The following is a 21,404-nucleotide window of genomic DNA, read 5'->3' as shown; positions in this document are numbered from 1 at the left end:
TTATGGCTTTTGAATTACCAAAATTGCCCTATGCATATGATGCTTTGGAGCCACATATAGATGCTAGAACTATGGAAATACACCATACAAAGCATCATAACGGATATACCACTAAACTTAATGGAGCAATTGCAGGGACCGACCTAGAAGGAAAAGGGATTATGGACATTCTTTCTGGTTTGGATATGTCCAATGGCGCCGTTCGAAATAATGGAGGAGGATTTTATAATCACTGCCTGTTTTGGGAAGTGATGTCTCCAAATGGCGGCGGAGCCCCTAGCGGGGATTTGGCCGCAGCGATAGACGAAGCTTTTGGCTCCTTTGATGCATTCAAGGAACAATTTAGCGCCGCTGCCGGAACAAGATTTGGATCAGGATGGGCTTGGTTGTGTGTTCACAAAGGTGGAAAGTTAGAGATTTGCTCCACTCCAAATCAGGATAACCCAATTATGCCAGGAATAGGGTGCACTGGTCACCCAATTTTAGGGTTGGATGTATGGGAACATGCTTACTATTTGAATTATCAGAACAGAAGGCCTGACTATGTTTCTGCTTTCTTTAATGTAATCAACTGGGACAAAGTTTCCGATAACTACGCTTCCAATAAATAGTTAATCACCAATTGATAGTATAAAAGGCCGGGCTCCATTTGGAGCCCGGCCTTTTTGTTTTATAAAACTTATATAATAGAAAAGGGCGAGGAAGCCCTCACCCTTTTCGTCCCAAATCTTACCATAAACTTAACCTACTTATGCTATGGCAAAACTAAATTACTGGTATTGTGAGAAATAACAAAAGTTTTTGAGGAAATTTTTGCTTTTAAGAGCAAATGTAAAGTGGATATTGATAGTGGAAATTTGATAAATGGTTGGGAGTCAAACATAAAGAAGGCGGAGTTGCCTCCGCCTTCTTTCCCCAAATCTTACCATGAACTTAACCTACTTATGCTATGGTCCTCCAAATGTACGCCAAGGCCTAGGTTATTTGAAAAGCTTTTAGACGAAACCCCTTTTATTTGGTTGAATTGCCAACCTTGACGGAGGGGAGTACTAATATTAAAGAAAAGGATTACGAGAGGACGAAGTGGGATTACTTTAAAATAAAAAAGGTGGAATAGCTTCCACCTTTTTTGCCCCAAATCTTACCATGAACTTAACCTACTTATGCTATGGCAATACTAAAGTAGGCGCGACATTTGCCTATTGTACAAAAAGCCGACAACCTGCTTATTTCATCGATGAAATGCACTATTGATTTTCCTCTTAAAGAGATTCCTTAATAGGCCCTTTGATTTTTACCTTCATAAAAGTTAATGAAAGCTCTATTGACGACCCGATTACCTCCAGGTGTTGGATAGTTGCCAGTAAAATACCAGTCACCAAGGTTTTTAGGACAAGCTTCATGCAAACTTTCAATGCTTTGATAAATGATATCAACTTCTGCCTTAATGTCTTCGGGACTCAAAATCTGAGCGATTTTCTTGGATATCTGATCAGCAGTGAAGGGCTTATAAAATTCCTTTACGTAGTTGACCACTTCTGCATCATCAGTTTCGGTTTGCGTAAGGCACTTTTCGTAGATCTCCTTTATAATGTGAGTAGTTCCATGTTCTTCGTGCAAAGCTTGGGCAGCTTTAAAAGCTACAAAATCCTCCAGTTTGGCCATATCTATTCCATAGCAATCTGGATACCTAATCTGTGGAGCGGAAGAAACTACTATGATTTTTTTAGGAGAGAGTCGGTCAAGAATTTTAAGAATACTCTTTTTTAAGGTAGTCCCTCTTACAATACTGTCGTCTATAATGACCAAGTTATCATTTTCTTCGACCGATCCATATGAAATGTCATAGACATGGGTCACAAGATCATCTCTGCTGCTGTCTTGGGTAATGAACGTTCTAAGCTTAGCATCTTTAATGGCTACTTTTTCAATACGTGGACGTACATCTAAAATCCGATGTAGTTCCTCACCAGTAATATTTGGACCAAGCGCCAAAATTTGTTCCTCCTTAAGTTTGTTCAGATAATTCTGTGCTTCCTTTACCATTCCAAAGAAAGAAGTCTCGGCGGTATTCGGGATATATGAGAAAACCGTATTGCTCAAATTTCCATCAATGGATTTCAAAATTTGTGGAAATACAAGTTTGCCCAGTAACTTTCTTTCTTGATAAATCTCTTTGTCACTTCCTCTTGAAAAATAGATGCGCTCAAAAGAACAGGCCTTGCGTTCCACAGGTTCTTTGATTTGCTCTAAGAGGGTACCTCCATTTTTCTTTATGATCAAAGCGTGCCCTGGGTCTAATTCCTGGACATCTTCATAGTGCACATTGAATACGGTTTGAATGGCTGGGCGCTCAGAAGCCACCACAACTATTTCATCATCTTTATAGTAGTAGGCTGGACGTATACCTGCCGGGTCTCTTACAACGAAAGCGTCGCCATGCCCCAATAAACCAGCCATAGTATAACCACCATCCCAATTTTTGGAGGATTTTCTCAGAATTTTTGCGACATTCAATCGTTCCGCAATCAATGGTGAAGCTTCTCTTTTATTATAACCTTCTTTTTTGATCTGTTTATAGAGTTTGGCAACGGCGTCATCCAGAAAATGACCAATTTTTTCCATTACGGTCACGGTATCCGCCAATTCTTTAGGGTGCTGGCCTAGGTTCACCAAATTATCAAAAAGCTCGTGGACATTGGTTAGATTAAAGTTCCCAGCAACGATAAGATTACGGTGCATCCAATTGTTCTGACGTAAAAATGGATGAACACTCTCAATACTATTTTTCCCAAACGTACCATATCTTACATGGCCCATAAGCAGTTCCCCTATATACGGGATATGCTTTTTTTGCAGAGCAACATCATTTTCATATTCAGGATTCTCCATGAACGCCGTGTTGATACGATCATTGATTTGGGCAAAAATATCCTGAATGGGCTGTTGCTTGGCTGACCGCACCCTGCTCATGTACCGCTCCCCGGCATTCATATCGATTTTGATGCTTGCAAAACCAGCACCATCCTGACCTCGGTTGTGCTGCTTTTCCATCATCAGGTACATTTTATTTACGCCATAAAAAGCTGTACCGTACTTTTCCTTGTAGTATTCAAGAGGTTTAAGCAAACGGATCAGTGATATTCCGCATTCGTGCTTAATCGCATCACTCATAACAAACCAAAATAAAAAAGCCCCGATATATCAGGGCAGGTATTTATGTTAACTCTATATTGAATTGTGTCAATTCTTTAAATTGCAATAAGCGGTTATCCACTTCTTGCTTTTCCAGTGTCAGCATTCGTTCTGTGCCAAATTTTTCTACACAGAAAGATGCCAGGTTGGAACCATGTATAATAGCATTTTTCATGCTTTCAAACGAAATATTTTTGGTCTCTGTCAAATACCCTGCAAATCCACCAGCAAAGGTATCACCCGCACCGGTTGGGTCAAAAACCTCTTCCAGAGGTAATGCCGGAGCAAAGAATATATGATCTTTATGAAACAAGAGAGCACCATGCTCCCCTTTTTTTATTACCACATATTTAGGACCCATCTCTTGGATTTTGGCAGCAGCCTTGACCAAGGAATATTCATTGGTCATTTGCCGTGCTTCTTCGTCATTTATGGTAATTACATCTATTCGCTCGATGACCTTTACCAATTCATCCCAAGTATTGTCCATCCAAAAATTCATGGTATCCAGAATAATGAGCTTTGGTCGTTCTTTCATTTGATCGATTACACCCATTTGAATATTCGGATGGAGATTACCAAGCATGACAACGTCGGCATCTTTAAAACCATTGGGAACAATAGGATTAAAATCGGCCAGGGTATTTAGTTCGGTAATTAAAGTATCCCTTGAGTTTAGGTCGTTGTGGTACCTTCCTTTCCAATAAAAGGTCTTTCCTCCTTTTACAATCTCAATTCCTGAAACATCTATATTTCGTTCGGCAAGAAGGTCAATGTAGCGTTCTGGGAAATCATCACCTACTACAGAAACCACTGCTGATTCTAAATTGTACTGTGAGGCCGCCAAACCTATAAAGGTTCCTGCTCCGCCTAATATTTTATCGCTCTTGCCAAAAGGTGTCTCAATGTCATCAAAGGCCACACTTCCAACAATCAACAATTTGCCCATTCCTGAAATTTGTTGCAAATATACACTTTAGCAATACCATTTAAAGCAACTGTAAGTCTTTTTAAGACAAAGGAGATAAAACAAGGTTCATTGGGCTTATTTTCTTCCAAAATCAGCAGGAATTTCTCCCCAAGCACCAGTCTCCCATTTCACAATAGGGGTGTTAAAACGGTTTTTTTTGAGCCAGTCTTCTGCTCTATCGATAAGTTCAAAAACCTTGGCATTTTTGGCATTCTTTTTCAATTTGGTGCCACACTTTTTCTTACGGACCCAGCCAATCGCAATCCTGGAATCGGAGTAAATAATACGATTACTGTTTTTACTCTTTAAAAAAGCAAGACCATGAACCAGTGCCAAAAATTCTCCGATATTATTAGTTCCTTGTTCAAAAGGTCCCTGCTTAAAAAGAACTTTTTTTGATTTCGTGTCTACTCCTTGATATTCCATTTTGCCAGGGTTACCACTAGAGGCGGCATCTACCGAAATCGAAGTGTAATTGGGTTGTCCAATTTTTAAAAGCGCTTCTGGTGACAGTTCTTTTTTCTTTTTGGATTTTCCTTTGTACTCCAAATAATTACCGTTGAAGGCTTTTTTCGCTTCTTTGAATTCTGGGAAAGATTTGTATTGAGCTCCTTTGAAACCTTCAATTTGTGCTTTGCAGTCATCCCATGTCTCGTAAATGCCGGGGTGTTTGCCCTTCCAGACTACATAAAACTTTTTTTTGGCACCCATGTTATTTCAAGAGTTTTTCAATCACTTTAGGAAAATGTTCATATTCTAATTGATGCACTTTTTCCGCAATGTCATGCGCACTATCGGAAGTTTTGACAGCAGTTTTGGCCTGAAATATTATGGCACCTTCATCATAATTCTCATTTACATAATGAATTGTGATGCCAGTTTCGGGCTCAGAATTTTCTTTTACGGCTTGGTGCACTTTCATACCGTACATGCCTTTTCCACCATATTTAGGCAATAATGCAGGGTGAATGTTAATCATCTTATTGGGGAAAGCAGAAATTAATGAAGAAGGTATTTTCCATAAAAACCCGGCCAATACTATTAAGTCAGGTTTTAGACTTTTAAGGATTTCTACAAGACTTTCACCATTTGAAAACGCTTCTCTATTAAAGTAGAAAGCAGCAATGCCAAGTCTATCGGCACGCTCCAAAACCTTGGCGTTCTTTTTGTTGGTAAGTATTGCCGTAATTTCCACAGTACTACTTCCTTTAAAATACGAAGCAATATTCTCGGCATTTGAACCACTGCCAGAGGCTAAGATTACTATGCGTTTCATTCAATAAAATTGATTCAATTTAAATCTGATTTTTCAAGGCTAAAGTAATATACTAGGACCTAAGATGTTTAATTTGAGGCACATTTTATCGACAAATGGTGTATTTAATCCAAAGTTTTATATTTTTGCCCCGATTAAATTTTTAAAACCGATATAATTATGTCAGACATTGCATCAAGAGTAAAGGCTATCATCGTTGATAAACTAGGTGTAGATGAAAATGAAGTAGTAGCCGAGGCTAGCTTTACCAACGATTTAGGGGCGGATTCCTTGGATACTGTTGAGCTTATCATGGAGTTTGAGAAAGAATTCGATATTCAAATCCCTGATGATCAAGCAGAAAACATTGCAACTGTTGGTCAAGCCATTAGCTATATAGAAGAAGCGAAGTAATATATATGATATTTTACTAAAGATTATAAATTATCCATGTGATGATCATCACATGGATAATTTTTTTATAATTTAGGTTCTAAAGGGTAAAAAATAGTTCAATGCAGTTAAAGCGAGTAGTGGTTACCGGAATGGGCGCACTTACACCTATTGGTAACAATTTAGAGGCTTATTGGGAAGGACTTAAGAATGGGAAGAGCGGTTGCGCTCCCATTACGTACTTCGATACCGAAAAGTTTAAGACCAAGTTTGCTTGTGAACTCAAAGGCTATGAGCCTCAAGACTTTTTTGATAGAAAAGAAGCCAGGAAGCTGGACAGGTTCGCCCAATATGCCTTGGTTTCTTCAGATGAGGCGATAATAAACTCGGGTCTAGACTTAGAAAAAGTTGACAAGTTCCGGGTTGGCGTTGTTTGGGGAGCTGGAATTGGAGGGCTTGAAACCTTTCAAAATGAAATGATCGGGTATGCCGGTGGTGATGGAACACCAAGGTTCAATCCTTTCTTTATCCCAAAAATGATTGCAGATATAGCACCGGGAAACATATCCATTAAACATGGATTTATGGGCCCCAACTATACTACAGTATCTGCCTGTGCATCTTCGGCAAATGCCATGATAGATGCCCTTAACTATATTAGACTTGGGCATTGTGATGTAATTGTAACTGGTGGAAGTGAAGCTGCCGTTACCATTGCTGGTATGGGTGGATTTAATGCCATGCATGCGTTATCTACCAGAAATGATAGTCCAGAATCTGCATCAAGACCTTTTGATGCTACTAGGGACGGTTTTGTTTTAGGAGAAGGCGCTGGAGCACTTATTCTTGAAGAATACGAGCATGCAAAAGCACGTGGAGCAAAAATATATGCTGAAGTTTTGGGCGGAGGCCTTTCCAGTGATGCCCACCATATGACCGCGCCGCATCCCGAAGGGATAGGAGTGGTTAAAGTAATGGAAAACTGTTTGCAGAATGCAGGTCTGAATCCTGAAGATGTGGACGCGATAAATACACATGGAACCTCTACGCCACTCGGTGACGTAGCGGAATTAAAGGCAATATCCAAGGTATTTGGAGCTCACGCCCCAAATATCAACATCAATTCAACCAAATCCATGACTGGGCACTTATTAGGTGCAGCAGGCGCTATTGAGGCGATTGCCTCAATATTAGCAATGGAACACAGTTTGGTGCCCCCAACTATTAACCACAGCGTTGTAGATGAGAATATAGACTCTACTTTAAACCTTACGCTTAACAAGGCGCAAGAGCGAGAAGTGAATGTGGCCATGAGCAACACCTTTGGGTTTGGCGGTCATAACGCATGTGTTCTATTTAGAAAAATAGGGTAGTTTTGTAAGCGATGAAATTTTCCTCCAAAATATTCAATTCCCATCCGAAAACGGATGGGAATTTTTTTTCGGGGATAAAAAAAATTCTTGGTTTCAAACCAAAGGACATTGACATATACAAAAAGGCTTTTTTACATCGATCCGTGAACAAGCGGGATGCAGAGGGAAATCCAATGAACTACGAACGGTTGGAGTTTTTGGGAGATGCAATGTTAGGTACAATTATTTCCAAACACTTGTACAATGAAGTCCCAGAAGGAGATGAGGGTTATCTTACCAAAATGCGCTCCAAAATAGTCAGTCGAAAGCATTTAAATGAGCTAGGGAAGGACTTGGAACTATTACGTTTTGTGGAAAGTAGGATTCCTAAATCGCATTTTGGTGAAAACATCCATGGAAATGTGTTCGAAGCTCTGGTAGGAGCTATTTATTTGGACAGAGGATACCAGTATTGCGAAAAATTTATCAACGCGAAAGTGATAGACCCCTATGTTGATATTGAACAATTGGAAGGTAAGGTCATAAGCTATAAAAGTTTGGTTATTGAATGGTGCCAAAAACAAAAGAAAACCTTTCGCTATGATGTTTATGAGGATACCGGGAATGATGAACTCAAGCATTTTGGTGTAAAATTATCCATTGGAGATAAGATAACCGCAAAGGCCAGGGCAACTTCCAAAAAGAAGGCTGAGGAAAAAGCTTCCAAAAGAGCATATTTTGCATTACAGAGTAAAATTGAAAATCCACAGCATTAAATAAGTGTAAACTCAAACGTTTTCGTTCGGTTTTGTCACGTATTGTTTTCTTTCAACTAGGCTAGAAAAGGTATTAAGACTATATTTACGGTTCGCTTTTGAAACATGTTGACAACGCACAAGATATCTGCTGATTTTTACGATGATAATTTTCAGCTTATTGCCATTCATTGTGGTTTGGAAGACTATGCGATGGGTTATGCAATAAACTTCATTTGTGGATTGCGTTTGAAACGAATGAAAAGCGACCTTGAATTGAATCAAAGCCTTTCATTTTCAATGTTTGAATGGGAAGATGGGCTAAGTGACAACTATTGGACCCTTATTGCCAATAAATGTGCAATCATGGAAATAATGCCATCTTCAGGTCTATTCGAAAACAGCACTTCTTCTATTAGGACAGATTATTTGATAAAGGAAAAAAGGGAAGTGGATTATTTTTTGAAAGTGGATGCAGGATGTGAATTAATTATTGATTCATATGTAGAATTAATAAACAAAATACCTAGTGTAATAACCGCTTATCAGGTTAATGCGCAAACTTTAAAATCGAAAAGAAACTTAATCTTTTAAGTAATGCCAACTAGAAAAAAGACCAAGATATTAGCAACATTAGGACCCGCTACAAGCACTAAAGATGTGCTTAAAAAGATGATCGAGGCCGGGGTTGATGTTTTCCGTATAAACTTTTCCCACGCTTCCCATGATGATGTTGCCAAACGAATCCAAATGATTCGGGAGCTCAATGAAGAAATGGAGGTAAATACATCTATTCTTGCCGACTTACAAGGGCCAAAATTGAGAGTAGGGGTTATGGGAGGAGAAGCTGTTGTTGCACCTGGTGACGAGATTGCTTTTGCCACTGGAGAGCCATTTGAAGGAACTGCCCAAAGAGTGTACATGAACTATTCCAATTTTCCAAGGGATGTTAAGCCGGGTGAGCGTATTTTGTTGGATGATGGAAAATTGATTTTTGAGGTTAAATCGACCAATGGAAAAGATGAGGTTAGGGCTACTGTGATTCAGGGAGGACCTTTAAAGTCTAAAAAAGGCGTGAACCTTCCTAATACAGATATTTCTTTACCAGCCCTTACCGAAAAAGATATCAAAGACGCCATTTTTGCCATAAGTCAAGAGGTGGATTGGATGGCATTGTCATTTGTGCGACACAGTGAAGACCTCATGGACCTTCAGAACCTCATAAGCAAACATACGGAGCACAAGATTCCTATCATTGCAAAAATTGAGAAACCTGAAGCCGTTGAAAATATTGATAAAATTGTTGCTTACTGTGATGGATTAATGGTTGCAAGGGGAGACCTTGGTGTAGAGGTTGCGGCCCACGAAGTGCCATTGATTCAGAAACAATTGGTACTGAGAGCTAAAAAAGCTCGAATTCCTGTAATTATAGCTACCCAAATGATGGAAACTATGATTACTAGTTTGACACCTACACGAGCGGAAGTGAACGATGTGGCCAACTCTGTAATGGACGGAGCGGATGCAGTAATGCTATCAGGTGAAACTTCAGTCGGAAATTACCCTGTTCAAGTCATTGAAAAAATGTCAAGTATCTTGGAGAGTGTAGAAGGATCCAATTTAATTAGTGTTCCGCAAACTCCGCCGCATATTCGAACCAAAAGATATATTACGAAGTCGGTTTGTTACCATGCGGCCACTATGGCCAATGAGATTCAGGCAAAGGCTATTTCTACATTGACAAACAGCGGGTATACTGCATTTCAGATTTCCGCATGGAGACCAAGCGCCCATATTCTCGTATTTACTTCAAATAGAAGAATTCTTACTCAATTAAACCTCTTGTGGGGAGTTAAGGCGTTCTATTATGACCGCTATGTTTCAACAGATGAGACAATTGACGACGTGAACCAAATTGCTTGTAAAAAAGGCTTTTTGGAAGTTGGTGATATGCTAATTAGCCTTGCCGCAATGCCAATAAAGGAAAAAGGAATGGTGAATACGCTCCGAGTTACCGAAATAGAAACCTGCAACTTCTAGTAGGAAAAAGGTATACTATTAAGCAACCTCTTTTTCAAAGGCGATGAAATTCACGACTTTACCAGTTTTGTCAAAAATCGGGGAACCCTGTATCCAACAATTATAAGTGGAGCCGTCTTTTCTATAATTCAGTAAAACAACTTCAAAAGCTTTTTGCTGCTTTATTGCTGTTGAAACTACTTTTTTGGTTTCTTCGCTGGTTTTAACACCTTGAAACATATTAGGCTTTTTCCCCAATACTTCATCAGGTTGATAACCATTCATGCCGTACATATTCTGAGAAGCATAGACGATGTTAAGATGTGGATCAGTTACTACAACAACATGCTCATTCTTCAAAATTTGGCTTCGAAAAGAAAGCTCTCCATGCCATCTTCCCTTCTCAGCAAGGTCACTAAGAATTTTAACGTCATTTAGATTTTTGCAAACCTTATCGAAATTGCTTGCATGAAAATCCAGCGAGTTTATAGTAAAGCCTTTTATTTCTGAATTTGAATAGAAATTATAGGCGGCCTCATCATAATATTTTAACTTTTCCATACCCAATACTATAAAAAGTCTGATAGGTGATAAAATCTGACTTAAAAATTAACAGTATTGTTTAAAGATTGTCTCGGTATTAGGGTGTTAACTAGATGTAAGTATCAACAGAATATCTGGACTAATAGGAGGAAAACAGACATTTTTTAAGAAAGCGCAAGAAAGATTTAGCCAATGAGATACGAATATAAAGACCCCAAACTAGGATCGATACTTGGCCTCACGGATGACATAAAAAACGATAATCTAAGGTTCTCCTCTACAGTCAACACCATTAAGTTTCTTTGGAACAGAAATGAAGAACCCCTAACAATTATTGTGGATGATTTGGAACTGCAACTTGACCCAAATCAATTGGTAACTGTTACCTACTTGCAACATGTTTCTTTTTCCAAAACGCATTTACCCCTTTCAGCAATCCTTTTTAACAGAGAATTTTATTGTATCTCCGATCATGATAGTGAGGTTTCTTGTAATGGGATTTTGTTTTTTGGAACACAAGATTTACCCATCATTTCCGTTCCGGACAATCAACTGAAGAAATTCAACCTTTGGTTTGATGTTTTTGTGGAAGAGTTCTCGACTCCAGATAATATTCAAGGTGATATGCTTCAAATGTTGTTGAAGCGATTGATTATCATGAGCACTCGGCTGGCCAAGGAACAATTGATCGTAAAAACACTTAAGAACGATCAAATAGATGTAATCAGAAAGTTCAATTATTTGGTGGACATGCACTATAAAACAAAGCGGAAAGTGAGTGATTATGCCGAGATGTTGTTCAAATCCCCAAAAACACTGTCCAACTTGTTTTACATTTACAATCAAAAACCTCCTCAACAAGTTATTTTGGAACGACTTGCACTAGAAGCGAAGCGTCTTATTCATTTTACGGATAAGCAAAACCAAGAAATCGCTTTCGATCTGGGGTTCAATGACCCAGCCCATTTTAGTCGTTTTTTTAAGAAAATGACCCAAATGACACCTTCAGAATACCGCGAAAACACTTTGGAAATGGCCTAAAGGAAATTTAGGCAAGCCATCGGGAAATTCCTGCTAACACTTCCCTTCCCTTTTGCAACATCTTTGTGCCATAATTAAAACAAGATAAAGATGAAAGCAAAGGAAAAATCAATTTTCAATCTCATTGAGATTTTCAGAACGGTTAAAAGACCAGCGCCGCAACCCATCATATCTGAAGCACATTGCGAGCAAAAACATCATCATGATTTCTATTGTGATGCAGAAAAACCATTTGTAACGAATTTTTAACCCTTATAACAACACATTTAATATTTAGAATTATGAGCACATTTAATGTTCCCAAAAGAGAAGAAGTTAGCGAAGCTAACCAGGCAATATTTGACAATTTGGAAAAAGCTGTTGGTTTTGTTCCCAACCTTTTTGCAACCTATGCGCATTCAGAAAATGCCTTAGGCAATTATTTGAATCTTTCAAACGCTAAAACTTCATTGAAGACAAAGGAGAAAGAGGCAGTAAACCTGGCGGTTAGTGAAGTAAACGGATGTATATACTGTTTGTCCGCACATACGGCAATTAGTAAAATGAACGGATTCTCAGAGGACCAAATCTTGGAACTAAGATCTGGTAGAGCTTCATTTGACAATAAGTTGGATGCTTTGGCCAGATTGGCAAAGAACATCACCGAAAACAGGGGAGCTACTGAAGCTGCTGTGGTAGAAAATTTCTTTGCTGCTGGATGGACCAAGGAAAATTTAATTGACACTATAGTTCTAGTTGGTGACAAAACCATTTCCAACTATATAAACAATACAACAGACATTCCGGTAGATTTTCCTGTTGCACAACCTCTACAAGCTGTTGAGGCTTAATAAAAATAGTAACCCAATAATTTATAATTAAAAGTAAAAATGAAAAAAGTAATTGCAATTTTAGTATTGGCCGTTGGCGTTGTATTTTCAGCTAGCGCACAAGATAGGATGATGAAGGACGCACCAGTGAAAACCTTAGCTTTGGAACAAACAACAGGTGAGTTTACCCAAAAGCAAATCACGGTTTCCGCTGGAACCTATGTTTTCGATATTACCAATAATGGTGTTGGACATGATGTTGGTTTTGTATTGGTAAAAAAAGGTCAGGATGTTAGCAAGCCGGAAAACCATATCCAAACGGCATATGTGACCAAACCGGTTAAAACCGGTACATCTCAAACTTCCAAACCTACAAAGCTGGAAAAAGGGGAGTACGTATACTTCTGTCCATTAAACCCAACTTCCACCGACAATACTTTGGTTGTAAAGTAAGAAAGTGGATTTGTTAGCGAAGAGCTCCTTGTATAAGGGGCTCTTTTTGTTTAAACCAATTCGGAATTTGCAAAAAGCGATGGAGCAATGCTCCTCGACATATAAATTGGCCAATCATTTTTAAATAAGTAACTTTCTGTTATGGCACTGTCGTAAAGAAGATAGATTCCACCCGATATCTTTTCAGTTTCGGCCTTGGAAATGTTTATGATATTTTCACTCACCACCTCGCCCAGATACAGCAACAATTCCTTTTTTTGTTTTTGAATGACTCCCAGGAGTTTTTTTTGTTTTGGGGAAAGTTCACCTAAGGTCTTAAGGGCCCAGCAGCCGTGAAAATTTTCGTCACGGTACATATCCCGTAAAAAATCAAAGATGGCCAATAATTGATTTTTCCCATTTTTACGTTTGGAAACATAACTCCTCAATGACGTCAAAAAATCTTCATGCCGTTGGGTTAAATATGCTATGCAAATATCTTCTTTGGACTTAAAATGACTATATAATGTAGCCTTGGCGATGCTGCATTTATCAATAATTTCGTTGATTCCTGTGGAGTTATACCCTTGGGCATAGAAGAGGTTACCAGCTGTACTAACAATTTTTTCGCGAAGTGTAGGTTTTTCCATGGGGTAAAGATAAAAAAAGACTGGTCTGTCTGGGTTATTTTGGATCAAAACGTGCATGCTCTCTCTAATACCTGAAGTTATAAGTCTTTTTAACAGTGGGTGATGCCGTTTTCACGTAGTTTTGCAAACTAAAAAAGTTGCAATGTTGGATCTATTGACCTCTATACTTTGGAGTTTATCTCCTTTTGGCGAAGCCAAGGTTGGTATACCCTACGGTATTGTGAAAGGTCTTAACAGCTATGTGGTTTTTCTGGCTTGTTTTTTGGCCAATGTGGCAGTCTTTCCGTTGATGATGTTTTTTCTTGAATATATTAACCGTCATCTTATTAAATGGAGATTTTATAAAAAGTCAGCAGTATTTATTGCTAAACGAGCTAAATCTGGCTCGGGAAAGAAAATTGAAAAATTTGGGTTTTTTGGCCTAATGCTTTTTGTGATGATTCCTTTACCAGGAACAGGAGTATATGCCGGCAGCATCGCCTCTTACTTATTCCGAATTGAAAAAAAGAAAGCATTTTGGGCAAATACCATTGGTATTTTTATCTCTTCCGTTTTCGTATGGACCGTTTCCATTTCGATGAACAAAATATAGAGAATTCTTAATTGGCACTTTTCAAAAATCAAACTTTAGCTGCACCATTACGGATTCATCTTGAGGTTTTTCCTCTTTTTTTTCAGTATTGAGGTTTGCCAAGGAAATACCCAAAAGACGAACCGAGTTTTCCATCGATGATTGATACAGTAATTCTTTGGCTGTTTCCAATATCAATTCTTTGTCTGCTATAAAATATTGAAGTGTCTTGCTTCTTGTCTGCAAGGTAAAATCGCTATACTTGATTTTTAACGTAATGGTCTTTCCTGCAATTTTTGACTTTTTAAGTCTTCTTTCAAGTTCGATGGCTATGTTTTCAAGCTTTTCCAACATAAAAATTTCACTGCTGAGGTTTTCGGAAAAAGTACGTTCGGCACCAACCGATTTTGGAATCCGGTGCGGTTTTACCTGGCTATTGTGGATTCCGCGAACAACGTGGTAGTAATATTTTCCGCTTTTGCCAAAGTGCTCATCTAAAAACTCTATGGGTTTTTGTTTCAAATCCTTGCCAGTAAAGATGCCAAGCATGTACATTTTTTCAGCAGTAACTTTTCCGACACCATAAAATTTTCGAATATCAAGATCTTCAAGAAAAGCTGTAACCTCCTCTGGATTCACCGTTTTTTGTCCATTGGGTTTGTTGTAATCACTTGCCACCTTGGCAATAAATTTATTAATTGAGATTCCAGCCGAAGCAGTTAAACCTGTGGCATCCAAAATTTTCTGTCGAATTTCCTTGGCAATCAATGTAGCGGAAGGGTTTCCCTTTTTGTTTTCAGTCACATCCAAATATGCCTCATCTAAAGACAATGGTTCTACCAAATCAGTATATTCAAAAAAAATGCGGTGGACTTGTTTGGAAACTTCTTGGTAGCGGTCATAACGTGGTTTTACGAAGATGAGTTCTGGGCAGTTTTTCCTGGCTATATAACCAGCCATGGCACTTCGTACCCCAAACTTTCTGGCTTCATAACTGGCGGCGGAGACTACGCCGCGTTTTGAACCTCCGCCGACAGCAATAGGTTTTCCCTTCAATTCAGGGTTGTCATGTTGTTCAACAGAAGCATAAAATGCATCCATATCCACATGAATGATTTTTCGTAAGGGAAAATCAAAGTCCATACTCAAATTTAGGGTATATTTAGTTTGATGGAACACTTGGAAATTGAACGAAAGTTTTTGGTCAAATCTGATAGGTACAAGCAAAGTGCAAGTACTCAAGTCCGCATTGTTCAGGGGTTCTTGAATACGGACCCAGAACGTACAGTTAGAGTCCGGATAAAAGGGGACAAAGCCTTTTTAACCGTTAAGGGGCTGAGTAATAAATCAGGTACTACCCGATTCGAATGGGAAACTGAAATTAAAGCTTCTGAAGCGGTTAACCTTATTGATTTATGCGAAGCGGTGATTCTGGAAAAAAATCGATATCATGTTCCTATTGGAAATCATGTTTATGAGGTAGATGAGTTTTTCGGAGAGAATAAGGGCTTGATCATAGCAGAGATTGAACTGAATCATGAGGATGAGATATTTGAGAAACCTGAATGGCTGGGAAAAGAGGTTACGGGAGAGATTAAATATTACAACTCCCAGCTAAGCAAAACACCATTTAATGCATGGTAATGGAAATTTCCAACCTAAGAAAGACTATAAATGTCCTGAGCATGATTTCAGCCCTAGCGGCGATAATTTTCGATTATTTAGGCCAAACATTCCTCTATTCCATATGTAAACCCTTGACTACCGTGCTAATTCTGTCTTTGTTGTTTTTTGTGACAAATAATCGGATGTGGCAGTTCAAGAACATAATAATTGCTGCACTAATTTTTTGTTTGATAGGAGATGTGTTACTCCTCAAAGAAGAATATTTTGTATTTGGACTTGGGTCCTTTCTAATAGGTCATTTGCTGTTTGCGACAGGATTTATCAAACTTGAAGGGTTTCAATTTCATTGGGCGTTGCTATTTATTCTTATGACTATAGGAGGGGGACTATTTATCTGGCTACGGCCCGATTTGGGATCGATGGAAATACCAGTGGGCGTTTACGTTATTGTAATTGTTTTTATGGCTTGGCAGGGAACTGGGCTGTTTTTGAAACAACAACAAAAAGTATATTGCTTAATTGGGATTGCGGTATTACTTTTTATGTTCTCTGACACCATCATTGCAATAAATAAGTTTAAAACCACTTTTAAATTGTCTGGCTTAGTTATTTTGATCACATACTGGTTGAGTATTTCCTTAATTGCAAATGCAAGCTTTTTAATCTTGAGAAAAAAGAGTTAATGTAATAATCCGTTACTCTAACTTTTTGTCAAGGGCAAGAATTGTTTGAAGTAGCACATTGGCACCATTGGCCATGTCCTTTGCTGATGTGAACTCTTTTGGTGAATGACTAATTCCGCCCCTACTGGGAACAAAAATCATCCCGGTGGGTGCAATGGTTGCCATATCTTGGGCGTCGTGTCCTGCGCCACTTGGCATATATTTATGGGTCAACCCAAGAGTGGTTGTTGAGTTTTCAATTTCTTTTTGAATTGTAGTATCGGTCAATGCGGGAGCTGCAGTGGTGTCCAAAGGCCTGAATTCAATACCAACATTGGATTCAGCCGCTATCACTTCCCCTTTGGTTTTAATGGCCTGAAAGACTTTTTCGATTACAGCTGAGGACAAATCGCGAATTTCCAAACTGGTGACCACCTTGCCCGGAATTACATTGGGAGCACCAGGGTCGGCCTTGATTCGACCTACAGTTCCGACTTGTGAACCTTCAAAACTGTTAGTGACCTCGTTTACTGCGACTATAAATTTTGCGGCGGCCAGCAAGGCATCTTGACGAGCATTCATTGGAGTTGTTCCAGCATGGTTGGCGAATCCGGTGAAAACCACGTCCCACCATTTTAATCCGACGATACCTTCAACAATTCCAATATCAAGCTTTTCTTTTTCAAGTATTCCGCCTTGTTCAATATGCAATTCCAGAAAAGCTGCCATATCTCCTTTATTTCTTTGCACATCCGTTATCCTGGTTGTATCACCACCCAATCGCATGACACCTTCACCCATAGAAAATCCTGTAGAATTGACCACTTGCAAGGCACTGTTTCCTAAATGACCCGACATGGCCCTACTGCCCATAACCCCGCCTTCTTCATTGGAGAATATGATAACCTCAAGTGGATGTTTTGTGGTAATATTGTTTTCATTTAGAGTTTCAATAACCTCCAAAGCGGCCATTGAACCTACACATCCATCATAATTTCCTCCGTTAGGGACTCTATCAATGTGGGACCCAAAAGATATAGCCTTAAGGTTGGATTTCTTGCCTTTTCTTAACGCAACAATATTCCCTGCAAAGTCTATGGAAACGTCTAAACCTTGATTTTTTAATGTTTGAATCACCCATTGTCGAGCTTCAATATCGGCATCACTAAATGCAACCCTTTCAGTCTCACCATTTTCTTGGATTCCAAATTTTGCAAGTTCAAAAATGCTGTTTTCGAGACGGTTTTGGTTAACTTTTATTGCAGGTTTTTGTGCATGGGCGAAACCAATTCCAACCGAAATAAGAAAGATTAACAAACGATAGGTCATACAAGTAGTTTTTCAATAAATTGAGCTGATGACCTAAATATAAACAGAAAAAGGATGCCTAAAAAGAGGACTTGAACTGTTCTAAAAACCGAACATCATTTTCACTCAACAATCGGATATCTGAAATTTGGTGCAATAGCAATGCAATTCGGTCAATACCCATACCAAATGCAAATCCTGAATATACTTCTGGGTCGATATCACAATTCTTAAGCACATTGGGGTCGACCATTCCACAACCCATTATTTCCAGCCAACCAGTGCCTTTGGTCATTCGATAGTCAGCTTCTGTTTCCAATCCCCAATACACATCTACTTCTGCACTGGGTTCTGTAAACGGGAAATAAGATGGACGGAGCCTAATCTTTGACTTTCCAAACATCTGAGAGGTGAAATATTGAAGTGTTTGTTTCAAATCGGCAAAAGAGACGTTCTTGTCTACATAAAGTCCTTCCACTTGATGGAAAAAGCAATGCGATCGAGCAGAAATTGCTTCGTTTCGATAGACTCTTCCCGGGGAAATTGTCCGAATCGGAGGTTTATTCTCTTCCATATATCTCACCTGCACGGACGAGGTATGTGTGCGTAAAAGAATATCCGGATCCGTTTGGATGAAAAAAGTGTCCTGCATATCCCTGGCCGGATGGTATTCAGGGAGGTTTAAGGCCGTAAAATTATGCCAATCATCCTCAATTTCAGGCCCCTCCGAAACGTTGAAACCTATTCTTGAAAAGATATCGATGATTTGATTCTTTACAATAGAAATAGGGTGTCTTGCACCAAGACCAATAGGTTCCCCGGGACGGGTTAAGTCGCCATATTTTCCTTTGGTTTCCGTACTGTTTTCAAGTGAGGTTTTAAGAGCATTTACCTTTTCGGTCGCAGCCCCTTTCAATTGGTTAATGACTTGACCGAATTCTTTTTTCTGCTCGTTGGGAACATTTTTGAACTCGGCAAAAAAGGTGTTCAAAAGTCCTTTTTTCCCTAAATATTTTATTCGGAAAGTCTCTATTTCCTCTTTAGAGGTTGAAACAAATTTTTCAACTTCTGCCAAGTGTTCTTTAATAGTCTCTATCATGGTCGGCTGCGCTATTGGCCGACAAATTTAGCAAATTGTCTTTGAATATGGACTATGATAGAAATTGGAGGAAATAATAAAAGATTTTGGGCACCAGGTTGATTATCATAGCACCCAATTTTGTTTGGGCTTTAATGTAAATCTTCAATGTTAGCTGTAATCCAGTCTAAACAGGGTTGAAAATCCTCAAAAATATCCTCCCTTGGAATTAGGTCTGGAATAATATCGATTCTTTCCATCAGATATTTAGGTTGATCGAGAAGACCAACAAGCAGTACTTTGATATCCCTTTTGTTGAGGTCCTGTAAAACATCTTCCATTGCATATAATCCTGATTGATCCATATACTGCATGCGATCCAAACGGATAACCACTGTGGATGCTGTATCTGGTATCTGCTCGGCCAGTTGTTGAAAGTCGCTAGTAGAGCCGAAGAATAGGGGACCTTTAATATGTTTGATAAAAACTTCCTCCTTCAGTTTTGCCGGGAAGTTTTTCTCATCGGCCCATGGCTGTTCTTTAAGTGGTTTTACATTTGATCTTGTAGCGGTAAGATCTCCGATTTTTTTCATGAACATTAAAGATGCAATTATCAAACCAATTCCTACTGCATATACCAGGTTCCAAATAGATGAAAGTACTAACACAGTCAGCATAATGATGACCTCAGAACTCAATTTAAGAGGTCCAAGACTGATATCTTTAGGCAGATGTGGGATAGCTTTTAAACCTTTATAATCCATAACTCCAATACCAACGGTTACCAAAATTCCAGCTAAAACTGCCGCTGGAATCTGCGAAGCAATGGGTCCTAGAGCTAGCAGAATCACAAGCAAAAGTATACCGGCAATCATACCAGATAAGCGGGTCTTTCCTCCTGAATTGATATTCACTACGGTTCTAATGGTAGCTCCTGCACCAGGAATTCCACCGAAAACTGCAGCTATAGTGTTTCCAATACCCTGACCTACCAATTCCTTATTCGGTTTGTGCTTGGTTTGTGTCATATTATCAGCTACGACAGAAGTTAATAATGAATCAATCGCACCTAAGAGAGATAGTGTTAGAGCTGTAAAAATGTATGGTGTTATTGCGGAGAGTTTAAACTCGGTAAATATTCCAAGTTGTGGAATAGGAAGTCCCTCTGGGATTTTTTCAATTGGACGGTAATCCAATCCAAATCCAACAGCGACTCCTGAAACTACAATTAAAGCAACCAAAGTGCTGGGGACAGCGGTCGTTATTCTTTTGAATCCATAAATGATAATAATGGTGGCCAAAGCAAGGGCAAGTTCCAACCAGATGATGTTTTTAACTGCGCGTCCAAGGACCTTAAAGGTGCCCAAAACTCCAGAAGCATCTTTAGCTGCAAGGGTTTTTGCTTCCTTTTGCATGTCAGCAGGAGTAATTTTATTGGCCCTTCGAATAGTTTCTTCAAAATCTTCCAGCACCAAAATTCCTTCTCCAGCTTCCTCTCTAAGAATGTTTTCTAAGATTTCTTCCTCAGCTGCAGCTTTAAATTGGCTAACATATTCTTCATCTTCTTTTGGATAATAACCGACCGCGGGTAAAATTTGCGTTACTAAAATGATAACCCCGATTGCAGTCATGAATCCTGAAACTACAGGATAGGGAATATATTTTATATATTTTCCGAGTCCAATAAGGCCCAATCCAATTTGCATCAATCCCGCTAAAAGGAATACGGCTAAGATAATGGGAAGTGCTTTACCAACATCTCCATCGTGGACGGCTAAAATACCAGCTATAATTACCATACTTACAGCAGTCATAGGGGCTGTAGGTCCAGAAATCTGAGTGTTGGTTCCACCAAAAAGAGCGGCAAAGAAGCTAATGAAAATAGCTCCATAGAGCCCGGCACTAGGGCCAAGTCCTGAGCTTACACCGAATGCAAGTGCCAATGGCAATGCAACGATACCGGCGGTGATACCACCGAATAAATCTCCTCTAAAGTGTTTGAACATGATGCTGGTTTATTTATTGTAGAACAGTTAAGATACTAATTTTAAAAAACTAAAAAAGGCCAATGAAATGTTAAACACTGGCCTTAATTTGTATGTATTATGTTCTAAAGCTTACATATAATGTACTTTTCCGTTGGAAATATCATACATACCACCTACAATCAGAATTTCACCATTGTCTTCCATTTCCTTGAGAACTGGACTTTGGGTTCTAATGTTATCAATTGTCATTTGCACATTCTTCTCGGCTACGGTATTGACAAAACTGATGTTTTTTGATGTTCGCTCAGAAGCATCCGATGGCTCTGTAATGGCATTTACCGCAGGTCTTATTTTGCTAAGCAATTCGGTAAGATTTCCCATTTTAGCATCATCACATGCCCCTTTAACGGCACCACAAGCGGTATGCCCAAGGACAACTACAATCTTAGTTCCTGCCAACTTGCAAGCAAATTCCATACTGCCCAAAATATCCTCATTGACAATATTGCCAGCAACTCTTGCACTGAAAATATCACCAACTCCTTGGTCAAAAATCAATTCTGCGGAAACCCTAGAATCAATACAACTCAATATGGTCGCAAAAGGATACTGCCCAGAAGCGGTTTGTTCTACCTGAACCAATAAATCACGATCAGCTTGATTTTTTTCTACAAACCGCCTGTTGCCCTCTTTTAAAAGTTCAAGAGCGTTCTGCGGAGATATAGCCGCCTGAGTTTCTTTAGTATGTGCATTCATA

24 protein-coding genes are annotated in these 21,404 nt (G+C 39.1%); 13 read left to right on the top strand and 11 right to left on the bottom strand.

The features are described from left to right. Window positions 1-2: 2 nt before the first annotated feature. Window positions 3-611, top strand: coding sequence for a superoxide dismutase (locus ACOKFG_RS02235; protein WP_422861779.1), 609 nt, complete (start codon window positions 3-5; stop codon window positions 609-611). Window positions 612-1,275: 664 nt separating this feature from the next. On the opposite strand, the gene ACOKFG_RS02230 is transcribed toward ACOKFG_RS02235, so the two are convergent. From ACOKFG_RS02230 to ACOKFG_RS02215, 4 genes are all read right to left on the bottom strand, one after another. After that, window positions 1,276-3,174, bottom strand: coding sequence for an amidophosphoribosyltransferase (locus ACOKFG_RS02230; RefSeq protein ID WP_422861778.1), 1,899 nt, complete (start codon window positions 3,172-3,174; stop codon window positions 1,276-1,278). Between the two features lie 43 nt (window positions 3,175-3,217). Continuing rightward, window positions 3,218-4,144, bottom strand: a complete 927-nt coding sequence (locus ACOKFG_RS02225) for a PfkB family carbohydrate kinase (protein ID WP_299170743.1) — start codon at window positions 4,142-4,144, stop codon at window positions 3,218-3,220. Between the two features lie 96 nt (window positions 4,145-4,240). Further along, window positions 4,241-4,876, bottom strand: a complete 636-nt coding sequence (locus ACOKFG_RS02220; protein WP_298792483.1) for a ribonuclease H family protein — start codon at window positions 4,874-4,876, stop codon at window positions 4,241-4,243. A gap of 1 nt (window position 4,877) precedes the next feature. Further along, a complete protein-coding gene (locus tag ACOKFG_RS02215) occupies window positions 4,878-5,441 on the bottom strand; it encodes a phosphoribosylglycinamide formyltransferase (RefSeq protein ID WP_298792482.1) in 564 nt (187 codons plus the stop codon). Between the two features lie 159 nt (window positions 5,442-5,600). Here ACOKFG_RS02215 and ACOKFG_RS02210 point away from each other — a divergent pair, with 159 nt between their 5' ends. The 5 genes from ACOKFG_RS02210 (at window position 5,601) to pyk (ending at window position 9,960) form a co-directional block, all read left to right on the top strand. After that, a complete protein-coding gene (locus tag ACOKFG_RS02210; protein ID WP_009778413.1) occupies window positions 5,601-5,834 on the top strand; it encodes an acyl carrier protein in 234 nt (77 codons plus the stop codon). A gap of 101 nt (window positions 5,835-5,935) precedes the next feature. Further along, a complete protein-coding gene (gene fabF / locus ACOKFG_RS02205; protein ID WP_298792481.1) occupies window positions 5,936-7,186 on the top strand; it encodes a beta-ketoacyl-ACP synthase II in 1,251 nt (416 codons plus the stop codon). Window positions 7,187-7,197: 11 nt separating this feature from the next. Beyond that, the gene (rnc, locus tag ACOKFG_RS02200; RefSeq protein WP_298792479.1) at window positions 7,198-7,941 is read left to right on the top strand and encodes a ribonuclease III; all 744 of its coding nucleotides are present in this window, start codon (window positions 7,198-7,200) and stop codon (window positions 7,939-7,941) included. A gap of 105 nt (window positions 7,942-8,046) precedes the next feature. After that, window positions 8,047-8,514: an IPExxxVDY family protein gene (locus ACOKFG_RS02195; RefSeq protein WP_298792476.1), complete on the top strand. Its 468-nt coding sequence runs from the start codon at window positions 8,047-8,049 to the stop codon at window positions 8,512-8,514. A gap of 3 nt (window positions 8,515-8,517) precedes the next feature. Then, window positions 8,518-9,960, top strand: a complete 1,443-nt coding sequence (gene pyk, locus ACOKFG_RS02190; RefSeq protein WP_298792474.1) for a pyruvate kinase — start codon at window positions 8,518-8,520, stop codon at window positions 9,958-9,960. Window positions 9,961-9,978: 18 nt separating this feature from the next. On the opposite strand, the gene ACOKFG_RS02185 is transcribed toward pyk, so the two are convergent. Then, window positions 9,979-10,500: a PAS domain-containing protein gene (locus tag ACOKFG_RS02185; RefSeq protein ID WP_298792472.1), complete on the bottom strand. Its 522-nt coding sequence runs from the start codon at window positions 10,498-10,500 to the stop codon at window positions 9,979-9,981. Between the two features lie 174 nt (window positions 10,501-10,674). On the opposite strand from ACOKFG_RS02185, the gene ACOKFG_RS02180 reads away from it, so the two are divergent. The 4 genes from ACOKFG_RS02180 (at window position 10,675) to ACOKFG_RS02165 (ending at window position 12,785) form a co-directional block, all read left to right on the top strand. After that, window positions 10,675-11,523 (top strand): helix-turn-helix domain-containing protein, encoded by an 849-nt coding sequence (locus ACOKFG_RS02180; protein ID WP_299487248.1) that lies wholly within the window; start codon window positions 10,675-10,677, stop codon window positions 11,521-11,523. A 90-nt stretch (window positions 11,524-11,613) separates the two neighbouring features. Further along, window positions 11,614-11,772: a hypothetical protein gene (locus ACOKFG_RS02175; RefSeq protein ID WP_298792469.1), complete on the top strand. Its 159-nt coding sequence runs from the start codon at window positions 11,614-11,616 to the stop codon at window positions 11,770-11,772. Between the two features lie 32 nt (window positions 11,773-11,804). Continuing rightward, window positions 11,805-12,353 (top strand): carboxymuconolactone decarboxylase family protein, encoded by a 549-nt coding sequence (locus ACOKFG_RS02170; RefSeq protein ID WP_299487250.1) that lies wholly within the window; start codon window positions 11,805-11,807, stop codon window positions 12,351-12,353. Window positions 12,354-12,392: 39 nt separating this feature from the next. Further along, entirely contained in the window at window positions 12,393-12,785 is a 393-nt protein-coding gene (locus tag ACOKFG_RS02165; protein ID WP_299487253.1) for a plastocyanin/azurin family copper-binding protein, read from the top strand. 50 nt (window positions 12,786-12,835) lie between these two features. Here ACOKFG_RS02165 and ACOKFG_RS02160 read toward each other — a convergent pair whose 3' ends face one another. Further along, entirely contained in the window at window positions 12,836-13,414 is a 579-nt protein-coding gene (locus tag ACOKFG_RS02160) for a TetR/AcrR family transcriptional regulator (protein WP_298792463.1), read from the bottom strand. Window positions 13,415-13,556: 142 nt separating this feature from the next. On the opposite strand from ACOKFG_RS02160, the gene ACOKFG_RS02155 reads away from it, so the two are divergent. Then, window positions 13,557-14,006 (top strand): small multi-drug export protein, encoded by a 450-nt coding sequence (locus tag ACOKFG_RS02155; RefSeq protein WP_298792461.1) that lies wholly within the window; start codon window positions 13,557-13,559, stop codon window positions 14,004-14,006. Window positions 14,007-14,027: 21 nt separating this feature from the next. Here ACOKFG_RS02155 and dinB read toward each other — a convergent pair whose 3' ends face one another. After that, window positions 14,028-15,128 carry a DNA polymerase IV gene (dinB, locus tag ACOKFG_RS02150; RefSeq protein WP_299487255.1) on the bottom strand — a complete coding sequence of 367 codons (1,101 nt, stop codon included), beginning with the start codon at window positions 15,126-15,128 and terminating at the stop codon, window positions 14,028-14,030. 27 nt (window positions 15,129-15,155) lie between these two features. Between dinB and ACOKFG_RS02145 the strand changes: the two genes are divergently transcribed. Together ACOKFG_RS02145 and ACOKFG_RS02140 are read left to right on the top strand one after the other, a co-directional pair. Next, on the top strand, window positions 15,156-15,629 hold the full coding sequence (locus ACOKFG_RS02145) for a CYTH domain-containing protein (RefSeq protein ID WP_298792458.1): 474 nt from the start codon (window positions 15,156-15,158) through the stop codon (window positions 15,627-15,629). Then, window positions 15,623-16,294: a lysoplasmalogenase gene (locus ACOKFG_RS02140; protein WP_422861777.1), complete on the top strand. Its 672-nt coding sequence runs from the start codon at window positions 15,623-15,625 to the stop codon at window positions 16,292-16,294. The genes ACOKFG_RS02145 and ACOKFG_RS02140 overlap by 7 nt, the downstream gene beginning before the upstream one ends. Window positions 16,295-16,306: 12 nt before the next feature. Here the strand turns inward: ACOKFG_RS02140 and ACOKFG_RS02135 are convergent, their stop codons facing one another. From ACOKFG_RS02135 to ACOKFG_RS02120, 4 genes are all read right to left on the bottom strand, one after another. Beyond that, window positions 16,307-17,602, bottom strand: coding sequence for a Zn-dependent hydrolase (locus tag ACOKFG_RS02135; RefSeq protein ID WP_422861776.1), 1,296 nt, complete (start codon window positions 17,600-17,602; stop codon window positions 16,307-16,309). A 58-nt stretch (window positions 17,603-17,660) separates the two neighbouring features. Then, on the bottom strand, window positions 17,661-18,680 hold the full coding sequence (gene pheS, locus ACOKFG_RS02130; protein WP_298792452.1) for a phenylalanine--tRNA ligase subunit alpha: 1,020 nt from the start codon (window positions 18,678-18,680) through the stop codon (window positions 17,661-17,663). 131 nt (window positions 18,681-18,811) lie between these two features. After that, window positions 18,812-20,665 (bottom strand): SulP family inorganic anion transporter, encoded by a 1,854-nt coding sequence (locus ACOKFG_RS02125; protein ID WP_422861775.1) that lies wholly within the window; start codon window positions 20,663-20,665, stop codon window positions 18,812-18,814. A 111-nt stretch (window positions 20,666-20,776) separates the two neighbouring features. Next, entirely contained in the window at window positions 20,777-21,403 is a 627-nt protein-coding gene (locus tag ACOKFG_RS02120) for a carbonic anhydrase family protein (RefSeq protein WP_298792448.1), read from the bottom strand. Between the last annotated feature and the right edge of the window lies 1 nt (window position 21,404).

This window comes from Flagellimonas rhodophyticola (genome assembly GCF_049332665.1).
Taxonomy (GTDB): domain Bacteria; phylum Bacteroidota; class Bacteroidia; order Flavobacteriales; family Flavobacteriaceae; genus Flagellimonas.
The sequence above is the reverse complement of the archived record's forward strand: the minus strand, read 5'-3'. Positions and strand labels throughout refer to the sequence as shown.